Source organism: Massilia sp. P2_C2 (assembly GCF_056404615.1).
This window is the reverse complement of the sequence record NZ_JBFUDR010000043.1, coordinates 1-22,901: the sequence shown is the minus strand read 5'-3', so window position 1 is coordinate 22,901 and position 22,901 is coordinate 1. Positions and strand designations below refer to the sequence as shown.

The 22,901-nt window shown below is 65.3% G+C and carries 16 protein-coding genes and 1 pseudogene; 13 read left to right on the top strand and 4 right to left on the bottom strand.

Features of this window, described 5'->3' with window-relative positions; translation table 11 throughout:
• Nucleotides 1–44: 44 nt before the first annotated feature.
• The 13 genes from cydP (at nucleotide 45) to pepA (ending at nucleotide 18,961) form a co-directional block, all read left to right on the top strand.
• Nucleotides 45–254, top strand: coding sequence for a cytochrome oxidase putative small subunit CydP (gene cydP, locus AC1DYX_RS07755; protein ID WP_477257970.1), 210 nt, complete (start codon nucleotides 45–47; stop codon nucleotides 252–254).
• Nucleotides 255–263: 9 nt separating this feature from the next.
• A complete protein-coding gene (locus AC1DYX_RS07750) occupies nucleotides 264–1,850 on the top strand; it encodes a cytochrome ubiquinol oxidase subunit I (RefSeq protein WP_477257968.1) in 1,587 nt (528 codons plus the stop codon).
• An 18-nt stretch (nucleotides 1,851–1,868) separates the two neighbouring features.
• Complete coding sequence (cydB, locus tag AC1DYX_RS07745; RefSeq protein ID WP_477257966.1) at nucleotides 1,869–3,011, top strand: cytochrome d ubiquinol oxidase subunit II; 1,143 nt, start codon at nucleotides 1,869–1,871, stop codon at nucleotides 3,009–3,011.
• A 20-nt stretch (nucleotides 3,012–3,031) separates the two neighbouring features.
• The gene (gene cydX / locus AC1DYX_RS07740; protein ID WP_477257964.1) at nucleotides 3,032–3,187 is read left to right on the top strand and encodes a cytochrome bd-I oxidase subunit CydX; all 156 of its coding nucleotides are present in this window, start codon (nucleotides 3,032–3,034) and stop codon (nucleotides 3,185–3,187) included.
• Between the two features lie 164 nt (nucleotides 3,188–3,351).
• On the top strand, nucleotides 3,352–6,939 hold the full coding sequence (locus AC1DYX_RS07735; protein WP_477257962.1) for an indolepyruvate ferredoxin oxidoreductase family protein: 3,588 nt from the start codon (nucleotides 3,352–3,354) through the stop codon (nucleotides 6,937–6,939).
• Nucleotides 6,940–7,063: 124 nt separating this feature from the next.
• The gene (gene icmF / locus AC1DYX_RS07730) at nucleotides 7,064–10,351 is read left to right on the top strand and encodes a fused isobutyryl-CoA mutase/GTPase IcmF (protein WP_477257960.1); all 3,288 of its coding nucleotides are present in this window, start codon (nucleotides 7,064–7,066) and stop codon (nucleotides 10,349–10,351) included.
• 80 nt (nucleotides 10,352–10,431) lie between these two features.
• Nucleotides 10,432–10,752 (top strand): hypothetical protein, encoded by a 321-nt coding sequence (locus tag AC1DYX_RS07725; RefSeq protein WP_477257958.1) that lies wholly within the window; start codon nucleotides 10,432–10,434, stop codon nucleotides 10,750–10,752.
• A gap of 162 nt (nucleotides 10,753–10,914) precedes the next feature.
• Entirely contained in the window at nucleotides 10,915–13,695 is a 2,781-nt protein-coding gene (gene prsT / locus AC1DYX_RS07720) for an XrtA/PEP-CTERM system TPR-repeat protein PrsT (RefSeq protein ID WP_477257956.1), read from the top strand.
• A gap of 120 nt (nucleotides 13,696–13,815) precedes the next feature.
• Nucleotides 13,816–14,592, top strand: a complete 777-nt coding sequence (locus AC1DYX_RS07715; protein WP_477257954.1) for an N-acyl amino acid synthase FeeM domain-containing protein — start codon at nucleotides 13,816–13,818, stop codon at nucleotides 14,590–14,592.
• A gap of 66 nt (nucleotides 14,593–14,658) precedes the next feature.
• Complete coding sequence (locus AC1DYX_RS07710) at nucleotides 14,659–15,546, top strand: ThiF family adenylyltransferase (protein ID WP_477257952.1); 888 nt, start codon at nucleotides 14,659–14,661, stop codon at nucleotides 15,544–15,546.
• Nucleotides 15,543–16,607, top strand: a complete 1,065-nt coding sequence (locus AC1DYX_RS07705; protein WP_477257950.1) for a nitroreductase family protein — start codon at nucleotides 15,543–15,545, stop codon at nucleotides 16,605–16,607. The genes AC1DYX_RS07710 and AC1DYX_RS07705 overlap by 4 nt, the downstream gene beginning before the upstream one ends.
• A gap of 16 nt (nucleotides 16,608–16,623) precedes the next feature.
• The gene (locus AC1DYX_RS07700; RefSeq protein WP_477257948.1) at nucleotides 16,624–17,889 is read left to right on the top strand and encodes a glycosyltransferase; all 1,266 of its coding nucleotides are present in this window, start codon (nucleotides 16,624–16,626) and stop codon (nucleotides 17,887–17,889) included.
• Nucleotides 17,890–18,079: 190 nt separating this feature from the next.
• On the top strand, nucleotides 18,080–18,961 hold the full coding sequence (gene pepA / locus AC1DYX_RS07695) for a flocculation-associated PEP-CTERM protein PepA (RefSeq protein ID WP_477257946.1): 882 nt from the start codon (nucleotides 18,080–18,082) through the stop codon (nucleotides 18,959–18,961).
• Between the two features lie 63 nt (nucleotides 18,962–19,024).
• On the opposite strand, the gene AC1DYX_RS07690 is transcribed toward pepA, so the two are convergent.
• The 4 genes and pseudogenes from AC1DYX_RS07690 to AC1DYX_RS07675 form a co-directional block, all read right to left on the bottom strand.
• Complete coding sequence (locus tag AC1DYX_RS07690) at nucleotides 19,025–19,822, bottom strand: SDR family NAD(P)-dependent oxidoreductase (RefSeq protein WP_477257944.1); 798 nt, start codon at nucleotides 19,820–19,822, stop codon at nucleotides 19,025–19,027.
• A 28-nt stretch (nucleotides 19,823–19,850) separates the two neighbouring features.
• Nucleotides 19,851–21,476, bottom strand: coding sequence for a GMC oxidoreductase (locus AC1DYX_RS07685; RefSeq protein WP_477257942.1), 1,626 nt, complete (start codon nucleotides 21,474–21,476; stop codon nucleotides 19,851–19,853).
• Between the two features lie 46 nt (nucleotides 21,477–21,522).
• Nucleotides 21,523–22,611, bottom strand: coding sequence for a nucleotidyltransferase domain-containing protein (locus AC1DYX_RS07680; RefSeq protein WP_477257940.1), 1,089 nt, complete (start codon nucleotides 22,609–22,611; stop codon nucleotides 21,523–21,525).
• Nucleotides 22,608–22,901, bottom strand: a pseudogene (locus tag AC1DYX_RS07675) (HprK-related kinase A); the annotation flags it as partial. The gene AC1DYX_RS07680 and the pseudogene AC1DYX_RS07675, both read right to left, overlap by 4 nt.

The window sequence follows — 22,901 nt, the reverse complement described above, 5'->3', positions numbered from 1 at the left end:
CTACCTCATCCTGATCGATGCGCATCGATTTTTTGAAGACGCAAATGAACACCGCTGCCCTGCCCCACCCGCGCCGCGCACGCCTGGCCCGGACGCTGCTTCTCACCGTCGCCGTCAAATGCCTTGCGCTGTACGGCCTCTGGTTCGCCTGCTTCTCGCATCCGCAGACCCGGCACATGCTGCTGCCGGCCGGCCAGGTGGAGCGCCACCTGTTCGCCGTACCGGCCGCCCCCGTTTCCTCCACCAAGAAATAAGAGTTCGACATGCCACCGCTCGACGATGTCGTAGCCCTGTCACGGCTACAGTTCGCAGCCACCGCGCTGTATCACTTCCTGTTCGTTCCATTGACCCTCGGCCTGGCCTGGATCCTCGTCATCATGGAGTCCGTCTACGTGATGACCGGGCGCCAGATCTACAAGGACATGACCCAGTTCTGGGGCAAGCTGTTCGGCATTAACTTCGCGATGGGCGTCACCACCGGCATCACGATGGAATTCCAGTTCGGCACGAACTGGGCCTATTACTCGCACTACGTGGGCGACATCTTCGGCGCCCCGCTGGCGATCGAGGGCCTGATGGCCTTCTTCCTCGAATCCACGATGGTCGGCCTGTTCTTCCTCGGCTGGGACCGTCTGTCGAAGGGCAAGCACCTGGTCGTGACGTTCTGCGTCGCGCTCGGCTCGAGCCTGTCGGCGCTGTGGATCCTCATCGCCAACGGCTGGATGAACCACCCCGTCGGCGCCGAGTTCAATTTCGACACGATGCGCATGGAGCTCGTATCGATCGCCGACGTCATCTTCAATCCGGTCGCGCAGGTGAAGTTCGTGCACACGGCGGCGGCCGGCTATGTCACCGCGTCGATGTTCGTGCTAGGCATTTCGGCGCTGTACCTGCTGAAGGCGCGCGACGTGCAGTTCGCGCTGCGCTCCTTCGCCATCGCGGCCGCATTCGGCCTCGCGTCGACCCTGTCCGTGATCGTGCTGGGCGACGAATCCGGCTATACGGCGGGCGAGGTCAACAAAGTCAAACTGGCGGCCATCGAAGCGGCCTGGGAAACGGAGGCGGCGCCGGCAGGCCTGACGCTGTTCGGCTTCCCCGACGACGAACAGCAGACCACCCACTACGCCGTGCGCATCCCGTACGTGCTCGGCCTGATCGCCACCCGTTCGACAGATGGCCAGGTGGCCGGCATCAAGGAACTGCGCGCGGAGAACGAGGCGCGCATCCGCAAGGGCAAAGAGGCCTATGCCGCGCTGCTGCGCCTGAAGGGTGGCGACAGGTCGCCCACAGCCCGGGCCGCGTTCGCCGCCGTCAAGAACGACCTCGGCTATGGCCTGATGCTGAAGAAATACACCCCGAACGTCGTCGACGCCGCCGACGCCCAGATCCGGCAAGCCGCCGCCGACACGATCCCGAAAGTCGCCCCGCTGTTCTGGTCGTTCCGGGGCATGGTCTTCCTCGGCTTCCTGTTCCTGTTCATCTTCGGCGCCTCCGTCTACTTCATGGTGCGCCGCAACCTCGCGCCGCAGCGCTGGCTGCTGAAGCTGTGCGTGATCGCGATCCCGCTGCCGTGGGTCGCCGCCGAACTGGGCTGGGTCGTGGCCGAATACGGCCGCCAGCCGTGGACCATCGCCGGCGTGCTGCCCACGCACCTCTCGGCTTCGAGCCTGTCCGCCGGCAGTTTGTGGTTCAGCCTGGCCGGCTTCCTCGGCTTCTACACGCTGCTGCTCGTCGTCGAGATGGGCCTGATGGTCAAGTATGCCCGGCTCGGCCCGGCCAGCCTGCACACGGGCCGCTACCACGGCGAGACCCCGCTGTCCCGCGCCGACGACCACGCYGCGGCCGCCTGAACCCACGAAGGAACCGATATGCTGTTCGACTACGAAACCTATAAATTCATCTGGTGGTGCTTCGTCGGCGTGCTGCTGGTGGGCTTTGCGCTCACCGACGGCTTCGACTTCGGCGTGGGCGCGCTGCTGCCCTTCGTCGGCCGCAACGACACCGAACGCCGTGTCGTCATCAATTCGATCGGCGCCACCTGGGAAGGCAACCAGACCTGGCTGATCACGGCCGGCGGCGCCATCTTCGCCGCGTGGCCACTCGTGTACGCCGCCGCGTTCTCGGGCTTTTATGTCGCGATGCTGCTGTGCCTGTTCGCGCTGTTCTTCCGCCCCGTCGGCTTCGACTACCGCAACAAGCTGCCCGACCCGCGCTGGCGCGCCACCTGGGACTGGTGCCTGTTCGCCGGCGGCGTCGTCCCACCCGTCATCTTCGGCGTCGCCTTCGGCAACCTGTTCCAGGGCGTGCCGTTCCGCTACGACGACATGCTGCGCCTGGAATACACGGGTACGTTCTTCGACCTGCTCAATCCGTTCGGCCTGCTGTGCGGCGTGCTGTCGCTGGCCATGCTGGTGCTGCACGGCGCAACGTACCTGCAGCAAAAGACCGAAGGCGCCGTGGCCGGGCGCGCACGCACGATGGCCCTGGGCGCCGCCGCGCTGACCGTGCTGCTGTTCGCACAGGGCGGCCTGTGGATCGCCCATGGTATCGACGGTTATCGCATCGCGGCCATGCCGGATGCGAACAGCGTGTTCCTGCCCGACGCGAAGACCGTCACCCGCGCCACCGGCGCCTGGATGAACAACTTCGGCCGCTGGCCGCTGCTGTGGACCCTGCCCGCACTGGGCATCGCCGGCGGTGTGTTCGCCTTCGCGTTCAGCGCCGCGCGCCGTCCGCTGGCCGCGTTCCTCGCGAGCGGCACGGCCGTCGCCGGCATCGTGCTGACGGCGGGCGCCGCCATGTTTCCGTTCGTGCTGCCCTCGTCGCTGCTGCCGGCGCACAGCCTGACGGCGTGGGATGCCGTGTCCAGCCATCGCACGCTGTCCGTGATGTTCTGGGTCGTCATCGTGATGCTGCCCATCGTGGCGGCCTACACGGGCTGGGTGTACCGCGTCGTGCGCGGCAAGGTCACCGAACAGCACATCCGCGACAACACGCACACCGCTTACTGAAAAACTGAAAGGACGACGTCATGTGGTATTTCTCCTGGATCCTGGGCCTGGGCTTCGCGCTGACCCTCGCCATCATCAACGCCATCTGGCTCGAGACCAATTACGCGTTCGGCCAGCGTGACGAGGACACGACCCTGGCGCGCTTCAAGGACGCGCGCCGCAGGAAACGGCGATAAGTTTTTCTTATAGCCCTATCCCCAATCCGTATTTCCGTATACGTCAACTTGTCTCTACACTGGTTGTAAGAGCCGCCAAAGCGGCACCGGGCCCCTTCCGGCCAGCGCCTACCCGGCGCGTCACCGGCAGTGGCCCACCTGAAACCACAAAGTTTGGAGACAACATGCCTGACACCGTCCTGGGCCAGGGCGCATCCGCGTCCGTCCCTGCCACGCCCGCCGTTCCCGCTCCCCTCCACGACGTCAGCCTCGACGACAAGTACACCGCCACCTCCGGCAAGATCTTCCTGTCCGGCATCCAGGCCCTCGTACGCCTGCCGATGATGCAAAAGCTGCGCGACGAGCGCGCCGGCCTGAACACGGCCGGCTTCGTCTCCGGCTATCGCGGCTCGCCCCTGGGCGGCCTGGACGAGAACCTGTGGAAGGCCAAGGATCACCTGGAAGCAAAGTCCATCCGGTTCGTGCCCGGCGTGAACGAGGACCTGGCCGCGACGGCCATCTGGGGCACGCAGACGGTGGACCTGATCGGCCCCGCGAAATACGACGGCGTGTTCGCGATGTGGTACGCGAAGGGCCCGGGCGTGGACCGCTGCGGCGACGTCTTCAAGCACATGAACCATGCCGGCACGGCGAAGAACGGCGGCGTGCTGCTCGTCGCGGGCGACGACCACGGCGCGTATTCGTCGACCCTGCCGCACCAGTCCGACCACATCTTCGCCGCCTGCATGATCCCCGTGCTGTACCCGTCGAACGTGCAGGAATACCTGGACCTGGGCGTGCACGGCTGGGCGATGTCGCGCTTTTCCGGCCTGGCCGTCGCGTTCAAGGCGCTGGCCGACACGGTGGAATCGAGCGCCTCCGTCGACGCCGATCCGTTCCGCGTCGACGTCAAGATCCCGCAGGATTTCGCGATGCCGGAAGGCGGCCTGAATACGCGGCTGTCGGCGATCCCGCTGGGCCAGCAGGCGCGCAACCAGGAAGCGCTGATGCAGGACTATAAAATCTACGCGGCCCTCGCGTATGCGCGCGAGAACAGGCTGAACCGCACGACGATCGACAGCCCGGATGCGAAGCTCGGCATCATCGCGTCCGGTAAATCGTACGTGGATGTGCTGGAAGCGCTGGAAGAACTGGGCATCGACGAGGCGATGGCTGCTAAGATCGGCCTGCGCCTGTTCAAGGTGGCGATGATCTGGCCGCTGGAACCGGAAGGCGTGCGCGAATTCGCGCAAGGCCTGGACGAGATCCTCGTCGTGGAAGAAAAGCGCCAGGTCGTCGAATACCAGCTCAAGGAACAGCTGTACAACTGGCGCGACGACGTGCGCCCGCGCGTGATCGGCAAGTTCGACGAAAAGGGAGAATGGGTCGCGCCGCGCGGCGAATGGCTGCTGCCGCCGAAGGCCGATTTCTCCGTCGCGCAGGTGGCGCGCGTGATCGCCGGCCGCATCACCCGTTTGAATCTCGACGAGCGCACGCGCGACCTGATCAAGGCGCGCCTCGCCTTCCTGGAAGCGAAGGATGCGGTCTTGATGAAAGCCGTGACGACGCCGTTCCGTCCCGCGTTCTACTGCTCCGGCTGCCCGCACAACACGTCGACGAAGGTACCCGACGGGTCGTTCGCGCTGGCCGGCATCGGCTGCCACGTGATGGCCACGTCGATCTACCCCGAGATGAACAAGCTGACGACGCACATGGGCGGCGAAGGCGCGCCGTGGATCGGGCAGGCCGCGTTTTCCAGGGTGCCGCACGTGTTCCAGAACCTGGGCGACGGCACCTATTTCCACTCGGGTTATCTCGCCGTGCGCGCCGCCATCGCGGCCAACGTGAACATCACTTATAAAATCCTGTACAACGACGCGGTCGCGATGACGGGCGGCCAGCCCGTGGACGGCACGACGTCCGTGCCGCTGATCGCGCGCCAGATGGCGGCCGAAGGCGTCAGGCGCATCGCCCTCGTCACCGAGGACCTGTCGCGCTACGAGGATCGCTCCGCGTTGCCGGCCGAGGTCACGCTGTACGACCGCAGCAAAATGGACGACGTACAGCGCGAACTGCGCGAGATCCCGGGCGTGACGGTGCTGATCTACGACCAGACCTGCGCGGCCGAGAAACGCCGGCGCCGCAAGACGGGAGAATTTCCGGACGTTGCAAAGCGCATGGTGATCAACGAAGCCGTGTGCGAAGGCTGCGGCGATTGCGGCATCCAGTCGAACTGCGTGGCCATCCTGCCGAAGGAAACGGAATTCGGCCGCAAGCGTGCCATCGACCAGTCGGCGTGCAACAAGGATTATTCGTGCGCGAAGGGCTTCTGCCCGAGCTTCGCCACCGTCGAAGGCGGGACACTCCGCAAGAACAAGGCCGGCGCCAGCAAACAGGACGGCGACGACGGCTGGGGCCCGCTGCCCACGCCCGCGCTGCCGTCGATCGCGGCGCCCTACAACATCCTGATCAACGGCATCGGCGGCACCGGCGTCATCACCGTGGGCGCGCTGATGGGCATGGCGGCCCACCTCGAGGGCAAGGGCGCGTCCGTGCTGGACATGACGGGCATGAGCCAGAAGAACGGTTCCGTCACGTCGCACGTGAAGATCGCGGAGACGCCGGACCGCCTGCGCGCGCAGCGCATCGCCACCGGCGAGGCCGACCTCGTGCTGGGCTGCGACATGCTGACGGTGGGCGCCGCGGACGCCATCTCGAAGATGCGCCCGGGCCGCACGATGGTCGTCGTCAACCTGCACGAGCAGCCGACCGGCACCTTCGCCCAGCAGAGAGACTGGGAATTCCCCGCCGATCAGGTGCGTTCGCTGATCGTGGAAGCGGTCGGCGGCAAGGCAGGGGACAAGCGGGGCGCCGACTTCCTCGACGCGACGAAGCTGGCGACGGCACTGATGGGCGATTCGATCGCGGCCAACCTGTTCATGCTGGGCTATGCGTGGCAAAAGGGTCTCGTGCCGCTGTCGGAAGCGGCGCTGCTGCGCGCCATCGAACTGAATGGCGTGGCCGTCGCATCGAACCAGCGCAGCTTCCTGTGGGGCCGCCGCGCCGCCGTCGACCTCGAGCGCGTCGAACGCACGGCGCTCCCGGCGCAGCCGGTGGTCATGCAAATGCCGCAGAATCTCGACAGCGTGATCAGGAAGCGCGTCGAGTTCCTGACCGGTTACCAGGACGCGGCCTATGCGGCGCAGTACGAGACGCTGGTCGCACGCGTGCGCGAGCGTGAGGCTGGTCTTGGCCTCGGCAACAGGCTGGCGATGGCCGTGGCGAAGTCGTACGCGAAGCTGCTGGCCTACAAGGACGAGTACGAAGTGGCGCGCCTGTACACGGACGGCCGTTTCGTCGAACAGCTGCACAGCCAGTTCGACGGGAAGTTCAGCGTGAAATTCAACCTGGCGCCACCGCTGTTCGCGAAGAAGGACGCCAACGGCCATTTCGTGAAAGCCGAATTCGGATCGTGGATGTGGCGCGCGTTCAGGCTGCTCGCGAAGCTGAAAGGCCTGCGCGGCACCGCGTTCGACGTGTTCGGCCATACGGCCGAGCGCCGGATGGAGCGCGCCCTCATCGCCGAATACCGTGACATGATCGAGGCGCTGCTGCCGTCGCTGGATGCCGCCAACCACGCCGTCGCCGTCGAGCTGGCGGCGCTGCCGGAGCAGATCCGCGGCTTCGGGCACGTCAAGGAAAAGGCCGTGGCCGAGTATCGGGTGCGCAGGCAGGAGCTGCTTTCCGKCAGCATCAAAAAACGCGCAGCCTGAGGACCGTAGGGTGGGCACCCCACACACCCTACGAATCAACACACGCCTTCATTCTTGACGTTTACGTTAACGTCATATACCGTACAACGAACCCACAGTTCGCTTCCGTTTTCCAGGGAACACCATGAACGACATCACGCCCGCCGCCAAGCTCGACCTGCCGGAGCAGGCCAAACTGTCCAACAAGGTCCGCTTCGTCACCGCCGCCTCGCTGTTCGACGGCCACGACGCCTCGATCAACATCATGCGCCGCATCCTGCAGGCGAACGGCGCCGAAGTCGTGCACCTGGGCCATAACCGCTCCGTCGACGACGTGGTCACCGCGGCGCTCGCCGAGGACGTGCAAGGCATCGCCATCTCCAGCTACCAGGGCGGCCACGTCGAATATTTCAAGTACATGATCGACCTGCTGCGCCAGCGCGGCGGTGCCCACATCAAGGTGTTCGGTGGCGGCGGCGGCGTCATCGTCCCGCACGAGATCGAGGAACTGCATGCCTATGGCGTTTCTCGCATCTTTTCGCCGGAAGACGGCCAGCGCATGGGCCTCGTCGGCATGATCCGCTCGATGCTGGAAGCGTGCGACGTCGACCTGTCGCCCTACGCCCCGACCACGCTGGAGCCACTGCAGACAGGCCCCATCGAGCAGCGCCACCGCCCGCTCGCGCAACTGATCACGGCGCTGGAAAACGGCAAGGCCGAGGCCAGCCTGCGCAAGCGCATCATGGACACGGCCGAGAGCCTGAAGGTGCCCGTGCTGGGCATCACCGGCACGGGCGGTGCCGGCAAGTCGTCGCTGACGGACGAACTCATTCGGCGCATCCGCCTCGACCAGGGCGACCGCCTCAACATCGCCGTGATCTCGATCGACCCGTCGCGGCGCAAATCCGGCGGCGCCTTGCTCGGCGACCGCATCCGCATGAACGCGATCAACCCGTGGCACGGGCAAGCGCGCGTGTTCATGCGCTCGCTCGCCACGCGCGAAGCGGGTTCGGAAATCTCGCAGGCCCTGCCGGACGTGATCGCCGCATGCAAGGTGGCCGGCTTCGATCTCGTCATCGTCGAGACCTCCGGTATCGGCCAGGGCGATGCCGCGATCGTGCCGCACGTGGACGTGTCGATGTACGTGATGACGCCGGAATTCGGTGCGGCGTCCCAGCTCGAGAAGATCGACATGCTCGACTTCGCCGACTTCATCGCCATCAACAAGTTCGACCGCAAGGGCGCCCAGGACGCGCTGCGCGACGTGGCCAAGCAGGTCCAGCGCAACAAGGAATCGTGGAGCAAGTCGCCGGACGAGATGCCGGTCTACGGCACGCAGGCGTCGCGCTTCAACGACGATGGCGTCACCGCGCTGTACCTCGGGCTGCTGCCGGCGCTGGCCGAATTCGGCCTTCACGTCGACACGCCGACACTGGCGAAGCCGGCGACTAAATACTCGAGCGGCAAGAACGTGATCGTGCCGCCTGGCCGCACGCGCTACCTGGCCGAAATCGCGGACACCGTGCGCGGCTACCACCGCAATGTCGGCAAGCAGGTGAAGCTTGCGCGCGAGCGCCAGCAGCTGTCGGAGACGAAGCGCATGCTGGCCGCCGCCAACCGCGAAGTCGTGCTGGACGACCTGATCACGGAGCGCGACAACGCGATGGATGGCGAGGCGAAGACGCTGCTGGCGTCCTGGCCGCAGTTGCAGGCGACGTACGCCGGCATTGAACATGTCGTGAAAATCCGCGACAAGGAAATCCGCACGAGTCTCACCACCACCACGCTCTCGGGCAACAAGGTGCGCAAGGTCGCCCTGCCCCGTTTCGAAGACCATGGCGAGATCCTGCGCTTCCTGATGCTGGAGAACGTGCCGGGCGCGTTCCCGTACACGGCCGGCGTGTTCCCATTCAAGCGCGAGGGCGAGGATCCCACCCGGATGTTCGCCGGCGAAGGCGACGCGTTCCGCACGAACCGCCGCTTCAAGCTCGTCTCGCAAGGCATGGAAGCGAAACGCCTGTCGACGGCGTTCGATTCCGTCACGCTGTACGGCGCCGATCCGGCGCTGCGGCCGGACATCTACGGCAAGGTCGGCAACTCGGGCGTCTCGATCGCCACCCTGGACGACATGAAGGTGCTGTACGACGGGTTCGACCTGTGCAGCCCGAACACCTCGGTGTCGATGACGATCAACGGCCCCGCGCCGACCATCCTCGCGATGTTCATGAACACCGCGATCGACCAGCAGACGGACCGGTTCGAACGCGACAACGGCCGCCAGCCGACGCTTGATGAAGCCGCGAACATCCGTGCATGGGTGCTCGCGAACGTGCGCGGCACGGTGCAGGCCGACATCCTGAAGGAAGACCAGGGCCAGAACACCTGCATCTTCTCGACCGAGTTCTCGCTGAAGGTGATGGGCGATATCCAGGAATATTTTGTCCAGAACCAGGTGCGCAATTTTTACTCGGTGTCGATCTCCGGCTACCACATCGCGGAAGCCGGCGCGAACCCGATCTCGCAGCTGGCCTTTACCCTGTCGAACGGCTTCACGTTCGTCGAAGCGTACCTTGCGCGCGGCATGCACATCGACGACTTCGCGCCGAACCTGTCGTTCTTCTTCTCGAACGGCATGGACCCGGAATACACGGTGCTGGGCCGCGTGGCGCGCCGCATCTGGGCCGTCGCGATGCGCGACAAGTACGGCGCCGACGAGCGCTCGCAAAAGCTGAAGTACCACGTCCAGACGTCGGGCCGCTCGCTGCACGCGCAGGAGATCGACTTCAACGACATCCGTACCACGTTGCAGGCGCTGATCGCGGTCTACGACAACTGCAATTCGCTGCACACGAACGCGTACGACGAGGCGATCACGACGCCGACCGACGAATCCGTGCGCCGCGCGCTCGCCATCCAGCTGATCATCAACCGCGAATGGGGCCTGGCGAAGAGCGAGAATCCGAACCAGGGCGCGTTCATCATCGACGAGCTGACCGACCTCGTCGAGGAAGCCGTGCTGCAGGAATTCGAACGCATCGCCGAGCGCGGCGGCGTACTGGGCGCGATGGAGACGGGCTACCAGCGCGGCAAGATCCAGGAAGAGTCGATGCTGTACGAGCACCGCAAGCACGATGGCAGCCTGCCGATCATCGGCGTCAACACCTTCCGCAATCCGAAAGGTACACAAGCCCCGGCGACGATCGAACTGGCCCGCTCCACCGACGACGAAAAGCAGTCGCAGCTCACGCGCCTGGACGACTTCCACCGCCGCCACGCCGACGCGGCCCCGGCCGCGCTGGCCGCGCTGCGCCAGGCCGCGATCGACAACGAGAACGTGTTCGCGCGCCTGATGGACGCCGTGCGCGTCTGCTCCCTGGGCCAGATCACGACGGCACTGTTCGAAGTCGGCGGACAGTATCGCCGCAATATGTAGAATGGTTCCAAATTCGGGGTCAGAGCACATTTTCGGCTGCGCCAAAAATGTGCTCTGACCCCACCATCACCGGAGTCATCATGCCGATCCAGCCCGAACAGCTCGCCACCCTCATGCGCGAAGTCGAACAGGAAGACCCGATCGACTTCGCCGACCTGCCCTTTCCTGAAGATGACCTGCGCGAGCTGGTCGCCAGCCACCTGTGCGAAATGGCGGCCTCGATGGAAAACTTCAGCACCGAAGATCGCCTGATGACATTGCTGGCCGTGTCGGCCAAACTCGTGCTCGAGAACCTGGTATTGCACGTACAATTATTACGTCGTCATGGCCTGCCCGTCGGCGAGAACGTCGAGGCCCTGCTGAGCCGTCTGCGCAAAGGCAAGGACGACCCCGGAATGTAATACGAACGTCATATTCACGGGAAGGTAATGCTCCCACCACTTGGGTGGGGGGATTTGCAACATGACGCCTAACTTATGCGGCTTTCTTAGTATTCCTTCAGGTATTATTGTTGAAGAGGAATCCGCACAAGAGGCGGACACGACCATATTCAAGGAATTCAGATGCTGCGCCATCCCCACAAGCTCAAACTTACCGCTGCGATCCTGTCCGGCGCTTTCATGGTAGCCGGGCTGTCCGCCTGCGGGCGCTCCACGCAGACCACCGAGCAACTGCTGACCGAAGCCAAGCAATACCAGCAGAAGGGCGACCTGAAGTCGGCAATGATCCAGCTGAAGAACGCCGTCGAGAAGAGCCCGGAAAACGGCGAAGCGCGCCTGGAACTCGGGCGCCTGGAACTGGACACGGCCGACTATGCCTCGGCCGAAAAGGAATTCCGCAAGGCCCGCGCGGCCGGCATCGCGACTGACCGCGTGCTGCCGCTGCTGGCCAAGGCGATGGCGCAGCAGGGCAAATTCAAGGAGATCCTCGACGAGGTCTCCGCAGAGGCCGCCGCCAGGTCGGCGCCGCTGCTGACGCTGCGTGGCGACGCCCTGCTGTCCACCGGCAAGGTCGACGATGCCAAGCAGGCGTTCGACCAGGCCATTGCACTCAACCCCAATTCGGGCGACACCCTGCTCGGCCTGGCGCGCCATGCCATCGTCAAACAGGACAAGGCGAACGCGGAACGCTTGATCAACGAAGCCGTGGCCAAGGATCCGAAGAATCCGGAAGTGCTCATGGCACAAGGCACCATGCTGCGCACGCAGGGCAAGTTCGACGAGGCGCTCGCCGTCTTCGACAAGGCGCTGGCACTGAATCCGAACCACCGGACCGCGCATGTCGAAAAAGCGTATATCAACATCACGCGCGGCAAGTTCCCGGAGGCGAAAGCGGAAATCGATGCCGCCGAGAAGAATGCTCCGAACAATCTGCTCGTGACGTACACCCGCGCCCTGTACGAATTCTCGCAAGGCAAATACCAGGCCGCCCAGGACGCCCTGCAACGTGTGCTGAAAGCCGCGCCGGACCACATGCCCAGCATCCTGCTGTCCGGCGCGTCCGAACTGAACCTCGGTTCCATCGAGCAGGCCGAAATGCACCTTCAGCATTACCTGAACAGCAATCCGAACGACGTCTATGCCCGCAAGCTGCTGGCCCAGGCCCAGCTCAAGAGCGCCCAGCCGGCCGACGCCGTCAACACGCTCGCGCCGGCACTGAAGAGTGCGGCGGACGATCCGCAAGTCCTGGCGCTGGCCGGCGAATCGTATATGCAGGTGCATGACTTCGACAAAGCCAGCGCCTACCTGGAAAAAGCCACCGCACTGGCACCGAAGGCGGCCAGCCTGCGCACGTCGCTGGGCCTGTCCAAGCTGGCCCAGGGCGACAAGGCAGGCGGCCTCTCCGAGCTGGAACTGGCCACGTCGCTCGATCCGAAATCGGGGCACGCCACGATGGCGCTGGTCCAGACGGAAATGAGCCTCAAGCATTACGACAAAGCCCTGGCCGCCGTCGAAGCGCTCGAAAAGGAGCAGCCCGAGAATCCCCAGGTGTTGACGCTGAAAGGTGCGGTCTACATGGTCAAGGGCGACGTTCCCGCCGCCCGCGCCGCGCTGGACAAGGCCGTGGCCCTGAACCCGACCTTCATCCCGGCCGTGCAAAACCTGGCCCGCCTGGACCTCGTCGAGAAGAAACCCGAGGTCGCGAAGCAGCGCTACGAAAAAGTCCTGCAAAAGGAAAAGGACAATGCCGATGCGATGCGCGCCCTGGGCGAACTGGCATTGATGCAGAACCATCCCGAGGAGGCGACGAGCTGGTTCGAGCAAGCCAGCAATGCGAATCCGAATGCCGTCGGCCCGGCGATCACGCTCGGCCGGCACTACCTGCGGATCGGGCAGGCGCAGAAGGCCCTGACCCTGGCACGCAAGTTCCAGACCGCCAATCCGACCAATCCGCAATTGGTGGAACTGCTGGGCCAGGCCAAGCTCGCCAACAAGGACCTGGATGGCGCGCTGGAGACTTATAGCCAGCTGGTCAACCTGGCACCGAAATCGGCCACGCCGCATCTGCGCCTCGCCGCCGTGCACGTGCTGATGCAGAACACGACCGCCGCCGCCGCCGATCTCAAGCGCGCCGTCGAGCTGCAGCCGGACATGCTCCAGGCCCGCCTGGCCCAGGTCGAGCTGGCCATGCGCACGGGCCGCGCGGACGAGGCGCTGGCCATGGCGCGCCAGATCCAGAAGATCAACGACAAATCGCCCGTCGGCTATGCGACCGAAGGCGACGTGCTGATGGCGCAGAAGAAGCCGGCACAAGCGTTGCCGGCCTACGACAAGGCGCTGGCGCTCGTCAAGGCGCCGGAAATCCTCGTGAAATCGCTGCAGGCCATGACGCAGACCGGCAAGGGCAAGGAAGCGCAGGCGCGTGCCGCCCAATGGCTGAAGGACCATCCGGATGACGTCCTGATCGGCATGTACGTGGCCGAGAACGACCTCGTCGCCAAGGATTACAAGGCCGCGATCCCGCGCCTGGAAGCCATCGTCAAGCGCGCCCCGAACAACGCGGCCGCGCTGAACAACCTGGCCTATGCCTACCAACAGGTCAAGGATCCGCGCGCACTGGCCACCGCCGAACAGGCATACAAGCTCGCCGCCAACAGCCCCGGCGTGATGGATACGCTGGGCTGGCTGCTCGTGGAACAGGGCGATACGAGCCGCGGCCTGCCGCTGCTGCAAAAGGCCAGCAGCCTGGCGCCGAAATCGTCGGAAGTTCGCTACCACCTCGCCGTGGGCCTGAGCAAATCGGGCGACAAGGCGGGCGCGCGCAAGGAGCTCGACAAGCTACTGTCGGAAGACAAATCGTTCGCGCAGGCGGATGAGGCGCGCGCATTGCTAAAGGCTTTGTGAGAAGCTAATATAGATTAATAAAAAATAAATAACAATCCGTGCCCGGCACTGCCAGGGCACGGGAGACCAGAACTTCCGTTCGCGTCTCGCGGACATTTTTAACAATTGGGGAATCCTGCGATGACGACTTTCGACGATTTCAAGGATCCAGAGGGTGATTCGGCTGCATCCCTATCGGACGCTCATGATGTTGGTGATCGCGATAATATGACGCCCTCGCAATATGAGGATGTTATCGTGAACCACGATTCGTATGGAATCCGGCTTACCGATACTGCGGACGGGCGAAATTCAGCAAGCATGCTGATCAACAAGATGTATGCCTGGCGCGGTTATGCCGGCACGCATCAATTCAGCGACGACCCGAATCGCATTACGCTAACCGCCACCGACAAGGGAGATGTCGTCGGTACGCTCACGATCGGCATCGACTCGCCGATCGGCCTGATGGCAGACCAGATCTTCAAGGAAGAACTGGACGCGCACCGCAACCGTGGCGCGCGCCTGTGCGAGTTCACGAAGCTGGCGTTCGATCCGTCGGTACGTTCGAAGACCTCGCTGGCCAACCTGTTCCACCTGGCCGTCATCTACGCCCGCGACATCCACCACTGCACCGATATCGTCATCGAAGTGAATCCGCGCCATCGCCGTTTTTACGAACGCATGCTCGGTTTTACCCAGGAAGGCGAACTGAAAACCAATCCGCGCGTCGACGCGCCGGCTTACCTGTTGCGGGTAAATCTGGAATTCGTGACGGAGCAGATCCAGAAATACGGCGGCACGTTCAGTGCCGACAGCAGCGTATCGGAACGTTCATTCTACCCGTATTTCTTCTCGCCACGCGAAGAACGAGGCATCATCAACCGCCTCCTGCGCATGGACGAACAACACGCATGAAAAGGGCTACGCGCAGCAAACCTCATCGCTGCGGCCCTTTTATCGACAAAACCGTTTTTCTCATCAATGACAAATCCGTTCCGCYATGAACAGGCGTTTTCGCGCAATATCGGCTGGGTGACTCCTGCAGAACAGCAGACCCTGCGCGCCAGGCGCGTCGCCATCGCCGGCGGTGGCGGGGTCGGCGGCGTACACCTGCTGACCCTGGCGCGCCTGGGCGTGACCAAGTTTCATATCGCCGACTTCGACACCTTCGACATCGTCAACTTCAATCGCCAGGTCGGCGCCATGATGTCGACGGTCGGCCAGCCCAAGGCCGAGGTGCTGGCCCGGATGGCCAAGGATATCAACCCCGAGATCGACATCAGGATCTTTTCCGACGGTGTCACCCAGGGCAATCTCGATCAATTTCTCGAAGGCGTAGACCTGTACGTCGACGCCCTCGACTTCTTCGCCTTCGACGCCCGCCAGCAGACGTTCGCCGCCTGCGCCCGCCTGGGCATCCCGGCCACGACGGCCGCGCCGCTCGGCATGGGCGCCGCCCTGCTGAACTTCCTGCCGGGCCAAATGACGTTCGAAGAGTATTTCCAGTGGGGTGACCTGCCCGAACTGGACAAGGCGATCCGCTTCGTCGTCGGCCTCGCGCCGGCCGGCCTGCACCGCCCTTACCTCGTGGTGCCGGATGCCGTCAATTTCGTGGAACGCCGCGGTCCGTCGACGTTCATGGCCTGCCAGCTGTGCGCCGGCATCGTCGCCACCGAGGCGCTGAAGATCCTGCTGGGACGCGGCAAGGTGCTGGCCGCACCGCACGGCATGCAGTTCGACGCCTATCGCAACAAGCTGGCCCATACGTGGCGCCCGGGCGGCAACGGCAATCCGTTCCACCGCCTGATGATCGCCGTCGCCAAGCGCCAGATGACGCGCCAGTTGGCCGGAAAGGTGGCACAGGCATGAATCTCCCCCAGACGATCCACGACATCCTCGACCTGGCGCGCTGGGCGCCGAGCGGCGACAACACCCAGGTCTGGCGGTTCGAAGTGCCCGGTCCCGACCATGTGGTAGTGCACTTCCACGACACGCGCGAGGATTGCGTGTACGACTTCCGCGGCCGTCCGAGCCAGWTGTCGCACGGCACCCTGCTGGAAACGATGGCGATCGCCGCCACCGCACACGGCCTGCGCACCGAAATCACCCGGCGCGCCGGCGACCAGGATCACCTGCCCATCTTCGACGTGCGCTTCGTGCCCGATCCGGACGTCAAGCCGAGTCCGCTCGTGGCCGCGATCCCGATCCGCAGCGTGCAGCGCCGCGCCATGAACACGCGCGCCTTGCTGCCGGAAGAAAAACGCGCCCTCGAGGAGTCCGTCGGCGACGGTTACGAAGTACGCTGGATCGAAGGCTTCGGCGGCAAGCTGGCCGCGGCGCGCCTGATGTTTTCGAACGCGAAATTGCGCCTGACCATGCCGGAAGCCTACGAGGTGCACCGCCGCATCATCCACTGGAACGCCCGCCACAGCAACGACCGCGTGCCCGACCAGGCCCTGGGCGTCGACGCCGCCACCTTGCGCCTGATGAAATGGGCGATGGTCAGCTGGGGCCGCCTGTCCACGATGAACCGCCTGATGGGTACCTGGGCCCCGCGCCTGCAGATGGACCTGATGCCCGGCCTGCGCTGCGCCGCCCATTTCGTCATCATGGCCAGGCGCCCGCCCGAGACGGTCGAGGACCACGTCGCCGCCGGCCGCGCCGTGCAGCGTTTCTGGCTCACGCTGACCGACCTGGGCCTGGCCATGCAGCCCGAGATGACGCCCCTGATCTTTTCCGCCTACGTGCAGCATGGCGAGTCGTTCTCGACCGTCGACAAATTGCACGGTTCGGCACGGCAATTGCAACAGCGCCTGCACAAGCTGATCGGCACCGGCAACGGCCATCCGGTCTTCATGGGCCGGCTCGGCGCCGGCCCGGCGCCCCAGGCCCGCTCGCTGCGCAAGCCGCTCGCAGAACTGATGAAGTGACCGCGATTAAGCTCTTATGGAACGTATCAAAATCCTGTTCTTCGCGGAAGCCGTGACCCTGGCCCACGTCGGGCGTCCCGTCGCGCTTGCGCAATCACTCGATCCCGCGCGCTTCGACGTGCACTTCGCCTGCGCGGACGGCTATGACTTCTGCTTCAACGGCACCGGATTCACCCGTTGGACCATCCATAGCATCCCCAGCCAACAATTCCTGGACGCGCTCGCGGGCGGCAAGCCCGTGTACAACACCGCGACCCTGACCGGCTATGTCGAAGACGACCTGCGCGTGCTCGACGCCGTGCGGCCCGACATCGTCGTCGGCGATTTCCGGCTGTCGCTGTCGGTCAGCGCGCGCCTGCGCCGCATTCCGTACGTGTCGCTGATGAATGCGTACTGGAGCCCCTACGTCGTGCAGCATTACGCCGTGCCGCACATCCCGCTGACGCGCCTTTTACCGATCCGCATCGCGAACGCGATCTTCCGCATGGCGCGTCCCGTCGYGTTCGCCTCGCACTCCGTGCCGCTGAACCGCGTGCGCCGCAACCATGGACTGCCTTCGCTGGGCACCGACCTGCGCAAGGTGTACACGGACGCCGACTACAGCATGTACGCCGACGTGCCCGACCTGTTCCCGCCGAAGAGCCTGCCGCAACAGCACGCCTATATCGGCCCCATCATCTGGGCGCCGCCGCTGGCCAGGCCCGACTGGTGGGACCGGTTACCGGAAGACAAACCGATTGTCTATGTCACGCTCGGCAGTTCCGGCCAGGGGCGCCTGCTGCCGCTCGTGCTGGAGGCACTGGCGCCGCTGCCGGTGACCGTCATCGCGGCCACGGCCGGCACCATCGACGTGGCCAGCGCGCCGGCGAACGCGTTCGTCGCCCCCTACCTGCCGGGCGACCTGGCGGCGCAGCGCGCCAGCCTCGTGATCTGCAACGGCGGCAGCCCGACCAGCCAGCAGGCCCTCGCCGCCGGCGTGCCGGTACTGGGTATCCCCGGCAACCTCGACCAGTTCCTGAACATGAGCGGCGTCATCAAGGCGGGCGCCGGCGCGCTGTTGCGGGCCGACCGCTTCCGCGCCAGGAAACTGACGCGCCAGGTGCGGGTAATGCTCGACGATCCGACGCTGGCGGCGGCCGCGCGGCGCGTCGCCGAGACGTTCGCGAACTATCCGGCGCCGCAGCGCATGGCCGCCTTTCTCGAAGGGGTACGCGCCTTCCACCGGTTTGCGCCGGCCCATGTGGCGGACGCGCGCACCGAACTACTTTCCAACACGAATTAGTTTACTGTCGGAATTTTTTACAGCACCATGCATAAAGTGGCGATAAAATTGACACTTTTAATCGTAAGCCATTGATTTTAATCAGAACACACGAAGGCTGGCACGTACCTTGCATCATGTTGGTCATGAGCCCGCAAACAAACGCTGGGCTGCCCCTGACAAATTAATTAGCAGAATTTTTGGAGCCAACATGAAGAATACGTTTCGCAAGCTGATCCCGGTTGCAGCAGCCCTCGGTTTCGCATTCGCCGCATCGTCGGCACAAGCTTTCACCCTGAAGGACGGCACCAACGTCCTGGCATCGGATGCCACCACCCTGGACTGGAGCGCAACCGGTAGCGGCGTTGCGAAAGGCGTTGGCCCGTTCGGTAACCTGCTGCTGCCTGGCCAGTCCTTCCAGTTCCTGTACCAGTCGAACCTGGCAACCGTGGACGGCGACCCGACCGCCCTGTTCAACGGCCTGGACTTCACGGCCAACGGCACCAAAGGCGCCGGCAAGAACTTCGAGTTCACGATGGTCGCCAAGCTGAACGAAAAAGTCATGAGCATCGCTGGTTCGACCGCCACGTTCGGCGTGAGCGGCAATCCGGCTGACAATAAAGTCGCGATCTACTACGACACCGCCGCCAACGCCTCGACCACCGCCGGTACCGGTTTCGACGACGGCACGCTGGTCGCCCTGCTGACGATCGTTCCGGACAACACCCAGTCGACCTTCACCGTCACCGGCGTCAACAACGGCCAGGGTTCGACCAAGATGAACGCACGTGTCGTCGAAGCTGGTGACTTCATCAACCAGAACTACCTGCAAGGCATCTCGGAACTGCTGTTCGGCGTGAACTTCGAGTCGAACCTGAACTTCCCGGCTGGCAACTCATACACCAACAACTTCCAGAAAGGTGGCAGCAGCCTGTTCCCGGATTACTCCGTGAACACCGCGAAAGACATCGTCTTCAAGGTCGACGGCTCGAGCACCTTCGCCGTGCCGGAACCGGGCACCATGATGCTGCTGGGCATGGGCATGCTGGGTCTGGTCGGCGCACAGCGTCGCCGCCGCGCTCCGAAGGCGTAATCGCTGCCTGGCACGGCCCCATGAAAAAACCGCGGTTTCGACCGCGGTTTTTTTATTGCCTGTTCACTCGCCGCCGGGCGGCCTGAACATCTTGCCGACCTCACGGATGACCATGGCCGGCGGCGCCAGGCCGGCAAACACGCGCTGCTTGTAGGTGCCCTTGGCCGCGCTCACGACCGGCACGCCGCGCTCCAGGCCCGCCAGCGACGTCCGTACGACGTCGGCCGGCGCATCACGCCCCGCCAACGCACTCTCGTAGGCGCCGGCCTTGGCGTCGAACTCGGTGTCGGTCGGCCCCGGCACGAGGGTCTGCACGAGGATGCCGTGCTTCTTCCACTCGCCATGCAACGCCTGGCTGAAGCTTTGCACGAAGGCCTTGCTGGCCGCGTACACGGCCATGTACGGCACGGGCTGGTAAGCGGCCGCCGACGACACGTTGATGACGGCGCTGCTGGGGAATGCGGCGAGATGGTCGAAGAAGCGGCGACAGGTCGCCACCAGCGTCGTCGTGTTGAGCGTGTTCAACTCATCGTAAACCTTGGGATTGGTCGCCTCGAAGCGCCCCCAGCGCCCGGCTCCGGCGTTGTTGCACAGCAGGCGAATACGGATGCCCGCACCGTCGAGCTCGTCGCGAATGCGCGCCACGACGGTGACATCCGCCAGGTCGGCCACGATGGGCCGCACCTCGACGCCGTATTGCGCGCGCAGCGCTTCCACCACGGCCAGCAGCCGTTCTTCGCGCCGCGCGACGAGCACCAGCCGCACGCCGGCCTGCGCCAGCTGGCGGGCGAATTCCGCGCCAATGCCGGACGACGCGCCGGTCACCAGCGCCCAATGGCCTTTTAAGTCGGAAAGCCGCATCGGCGATCTCCTTGTCGATGATGATGAATCAATGAGCCTGCGCCAGCAGGTGGTCGGCCACGCGCAGCGCGTTCGCCGCGATCGTCAGGCTCGGATTGGTGCCGCCGGACGATGGGAAGAACGAACTGTCGACGATGTACAGGTTGGCGAGTCCATGCGCGCGGTTGTTGCGGTCGAGCACACTCCGTGCGGGATCGTCGCCGAACCGGCACGTGCCGCACACGTGGGCGATACGCTGGTTGTTCTCGGCCTGCTTGATCAGCTTGAAGCGATAGCCGGACAACGCCTCGCGCATCCGCGTGCGGAAGGCGGCAATGCGCGCGCGGTCGGCATCGCGCAGGCGGTATTCGATCGCCAGGCGGGCGCCCTGCGCATCGTCGCGCGCCGGTTCGACGCGGTTATCGGCATAAGGGAAATCTTCGAGCGTGGTCGCCAGGATCATGCGCCGGTGCACGAGGCCATCGAGCACCGGCGTCACGAACGGTTTGGCCAGTTTGAACAGCGGCGCCACCCACGGCAGCGGCCCCTGGCGCAGGTCGTCGGCCACGGAGGCCGCCAGCGTGGCCGGCGGCGGCAGGCGACCGAACGATTGCACGGAACCGAGCTTCTGCCCGTCTTTCAAATAAAAATCGTTGAAGGCAAGCTCTTTTTGGCGGTTATCGAACTCGCCCTTGAGTTTCGGCTCGATCAAATACAGGTCGATATGGTGCCGCATCAGGTATTTGCCGACGAGGCCGGACGCGTTGGCCAGGCCTTGCGGCCATGCGCCCGACGCCGAATCGAGCAGGATGCGCGGCGTCTCGAGGGCACCGGCGGCCAGCACGACGATGGGCGCACGCACGGTGAAACGGGTACCGCCCCGTACGCAGACGACGCCCGTGACGCGCTTCTCGTCCGCTTCCAGCGCCACGACTTCGCACGCGTCGAGCAGGCGGGCGCCGTGATCGCGCACGGCCGGTGTCAGGCAGATCCGTCCTGCGTCGTTCTTGCACGCACGGCTGCACAGATAGCCCTGGCAGCCGCTGCAGCCATCGACGAATTCGCAGGCCAGCGGCAAGCGGTATGGATGCAGGCCGCGTCCCGCGAAAAAGCCGAACAATTCTTCCGACCCCGGCGTCAGCGGCGGCGACGGCAACAGGTGTTCGCGCTGCCCGTCCGCGCGCAGCGGATCCGCACTGCCGCGGACCCGGAACAATTGCTCGGCAGCGTCGTAGTACGGCGCCAGCTCGCCGTACGTGACGGGCCAGCGTGCCGGCAGGTCGGCGCCGGGCGGCGCCTGGTAATGGTCGGCCGCCGCGAAATCGGATGRGAAGAAGCGCTCCAGCGCCATGCCGTACAGGGCGCTGGAACCGCCCGCGCCGGACCCGATGAAAGGGACGAAGCGCTGGGTGCGCGGCGTCGAGCGGTCGACGATCTGGTCCGGGTAGCGGCCGGCACGCGCCAGGATCGCCCGGTGCGCCGGCTGCGGCGCCTCCGGCTGCGGGAAATCGTCTTCGGCGTAGCGGCCGACGAGGTCCGGGCTGGCGCTGCCCTTGTCGAGGAACAGCACATGCCGGCCGGCACGCGCCAGCGCCAGGCCCAGCGGGGCGCCGCCCATGCCGGTGCCGACGACGATGGCATCCCAGTTCTGGTCGATATCAAATGGTTCGGACATGGTTCCCGCGGCCGGGGCCGCTCCTGTTGGGGTCGCGGACGCGAAATCAGGCCGCCTGCGACTCATTATGTTTCGTGATGAACGCCTTGTGGAACAAATGCTGCGCCAGCAACAGCGGCGGCATGCGCAACCAGTTACCGCGCACGTAAAGCGCGAAGCGCGCGGGGCCGTTGAACGCATCCGCGCAGCTCGGGTGCAGCGGCAACAGCGCCCGCTCGAACAACCGGTCCATCAACCACAGCAGCGGCCCGCGCGGCCCGTCGAGCGCCACCGCCGCCTGCACGGCCGGCGGGACGACGGTGCCGAGCAGGCGCGGGCAATAGCGCAGCGCATAGAACAGCGGCCGCCCCAGCTGGAGCTCGCGCGCCCGTGCCGGCAGCGTGTCCCAGAACCCGGGCTGCGCGCCGAATTCTCCCAGCAGCCGGTGCAGGTCGACGAGGTCGCGCAAGCCCTTGTCGAACTCGCCGTCGAAGAACAGGTGCACGGCGCTGTGCAGCACCATGTCGGCGGGGGCCAGCGTGGCCAGGCCGGGTTCGGCGGCGATCGGACGCGCGCTGGCGCGCAGGCTGTCCGGGTCCGGCCGCACCGGCGCCGTCTCCGGCAGGATCGCGTGGTGCACGTCGATCGAGTTGCCGCGCCGGGCATGCTGCATCGGCGGCAGCTCGTGCATCCATTGCCGATAGTAGCGCTGATCGTAGGCGTCGTGGTGGGTCGTGATCCAGCCACGCATCATGAGGGCCGCCTCGACTTCGGCCAGGCGCGCCTTCGGCACGAGGATGTCGATGTCGGAAAACAGCCGCCCGCGGCCGGCGTCCAGCCCGGCCAGCGCATACGCCGCCCCTTTCAGCAGGATCAGCGGCATGCCCAATCCATCCAGCGCCTTGTGGATCTGACGCACCTCGTAGCGCGCGGCCCGCGCATGGCCGGCCGCGCCCGTGCGGGTCCACTCCAGGTGCGCGCGCGGTCCGGCCGGGACGGCGTCCAGCAGGCCGGCATCCTCCAGCAGCACGAGCAGGAATGCATCGAGGTTGGCCGCGTCGGCCTGGCGCAGCAGCAGGTCCCAGCCGACACCGTCCAGGCCGCGCACGGCGGCAGGGTCGCGCAGTACGCGCACGAGCAGGGGCAGGCGCATCATGCGGCGCCCCGCGCCAGGCGTTCGAACAAGGCCATCGCCTCGGGCAGGCTGCTGTAGCGGAAGGTGTAGGCGTCGCTGGCATCGATCAGCCGGCCGAGGGCGGCGAAGCCGCGCGCGCCCAGCACCTGGTAATTGAAGCTGTTGTCGGCCACCTGCATGAAGGCGCGTGCCTTCGGCAACGGGTCCATCGCGATGGCGGCGCCGGCCTCCCAGCGCGGGAACACGATGCACGCCGGCCGGGCCGGCTCGGCGGCGCGCGCGATGCTGTCGCGCGGCGCCTTCAGGTGGGC

Bases quoted from the DNA above. Each gene is read 5' to 3' on its own strand.
- cydP (WP_477257970.1), top strand. From the start codon at position 45: ATGAACACCGCTGCCCTGCCCCACCCGCGCCGCGCACGCCTGGCCCGG.
- cydB (WP_477257966.1), top strand. From the start codon at position 1,869: ATGCTGTTCGACTACGAAACCTATAAATTCATCTGGTGGTGCTTCGTC.
- cydX (WP_477257964.1), top strand. From the start codon at position 3,032: ATGTGGTATTTCTCCTGGATCCTGGGCCTGGGCTTCGCGCTGACCCTC.
- icmF (WP_477257960.1), top strand. From the start codon at position 7,064: ATGAACGACATCACGCCCGCCGCCAAGCTCGACCTGCCGGAGCAGGCC.
- AC1DYX_RS07725 (WP_477257958.1), top strand. From the start codon at position 10,432: ATGCCGATCCAGCCCGAACAGCTCGCCACCCTCATGCGCGAAGTCGAA.
- prsT (WP_477257956.1), top strand. From the start codon at position 10,915: ATGCTGCGCCATCCCCACAAGCTCAAACTTACCGCTGCGATCCTGTCC.
- AC1DYX_RS07715 (WP_477257954.1), top strand. From the start codon at position 13,816: ATGACGACTTTCGACGATTTCAAGGATCCAGAGGGTGATTCGGCTGCA.
- pepA (WP_477257946.1), top strand. From the start codon at position 18,080: ATGAAGAATACGTTTCGCAAGCTGATCCCGGTTGCAGCAGCCCTCGGT.
- AC1DYX_RS07690 (WP_477257944.1), bottom strand. From the start codon at position 19,822: ATGCGGCTTTCCGACTTAAAAGGCCATTGGGCGCTGGTGACCGGCGCG.
- AC1DYX_RS07680 (WP_477257940.1), bottom strand. From the start codon at position 22,611: ATGATGCGCCTGCCCCTGCTCGTGCGCGTACTGCGCGACCCTGCCGCC.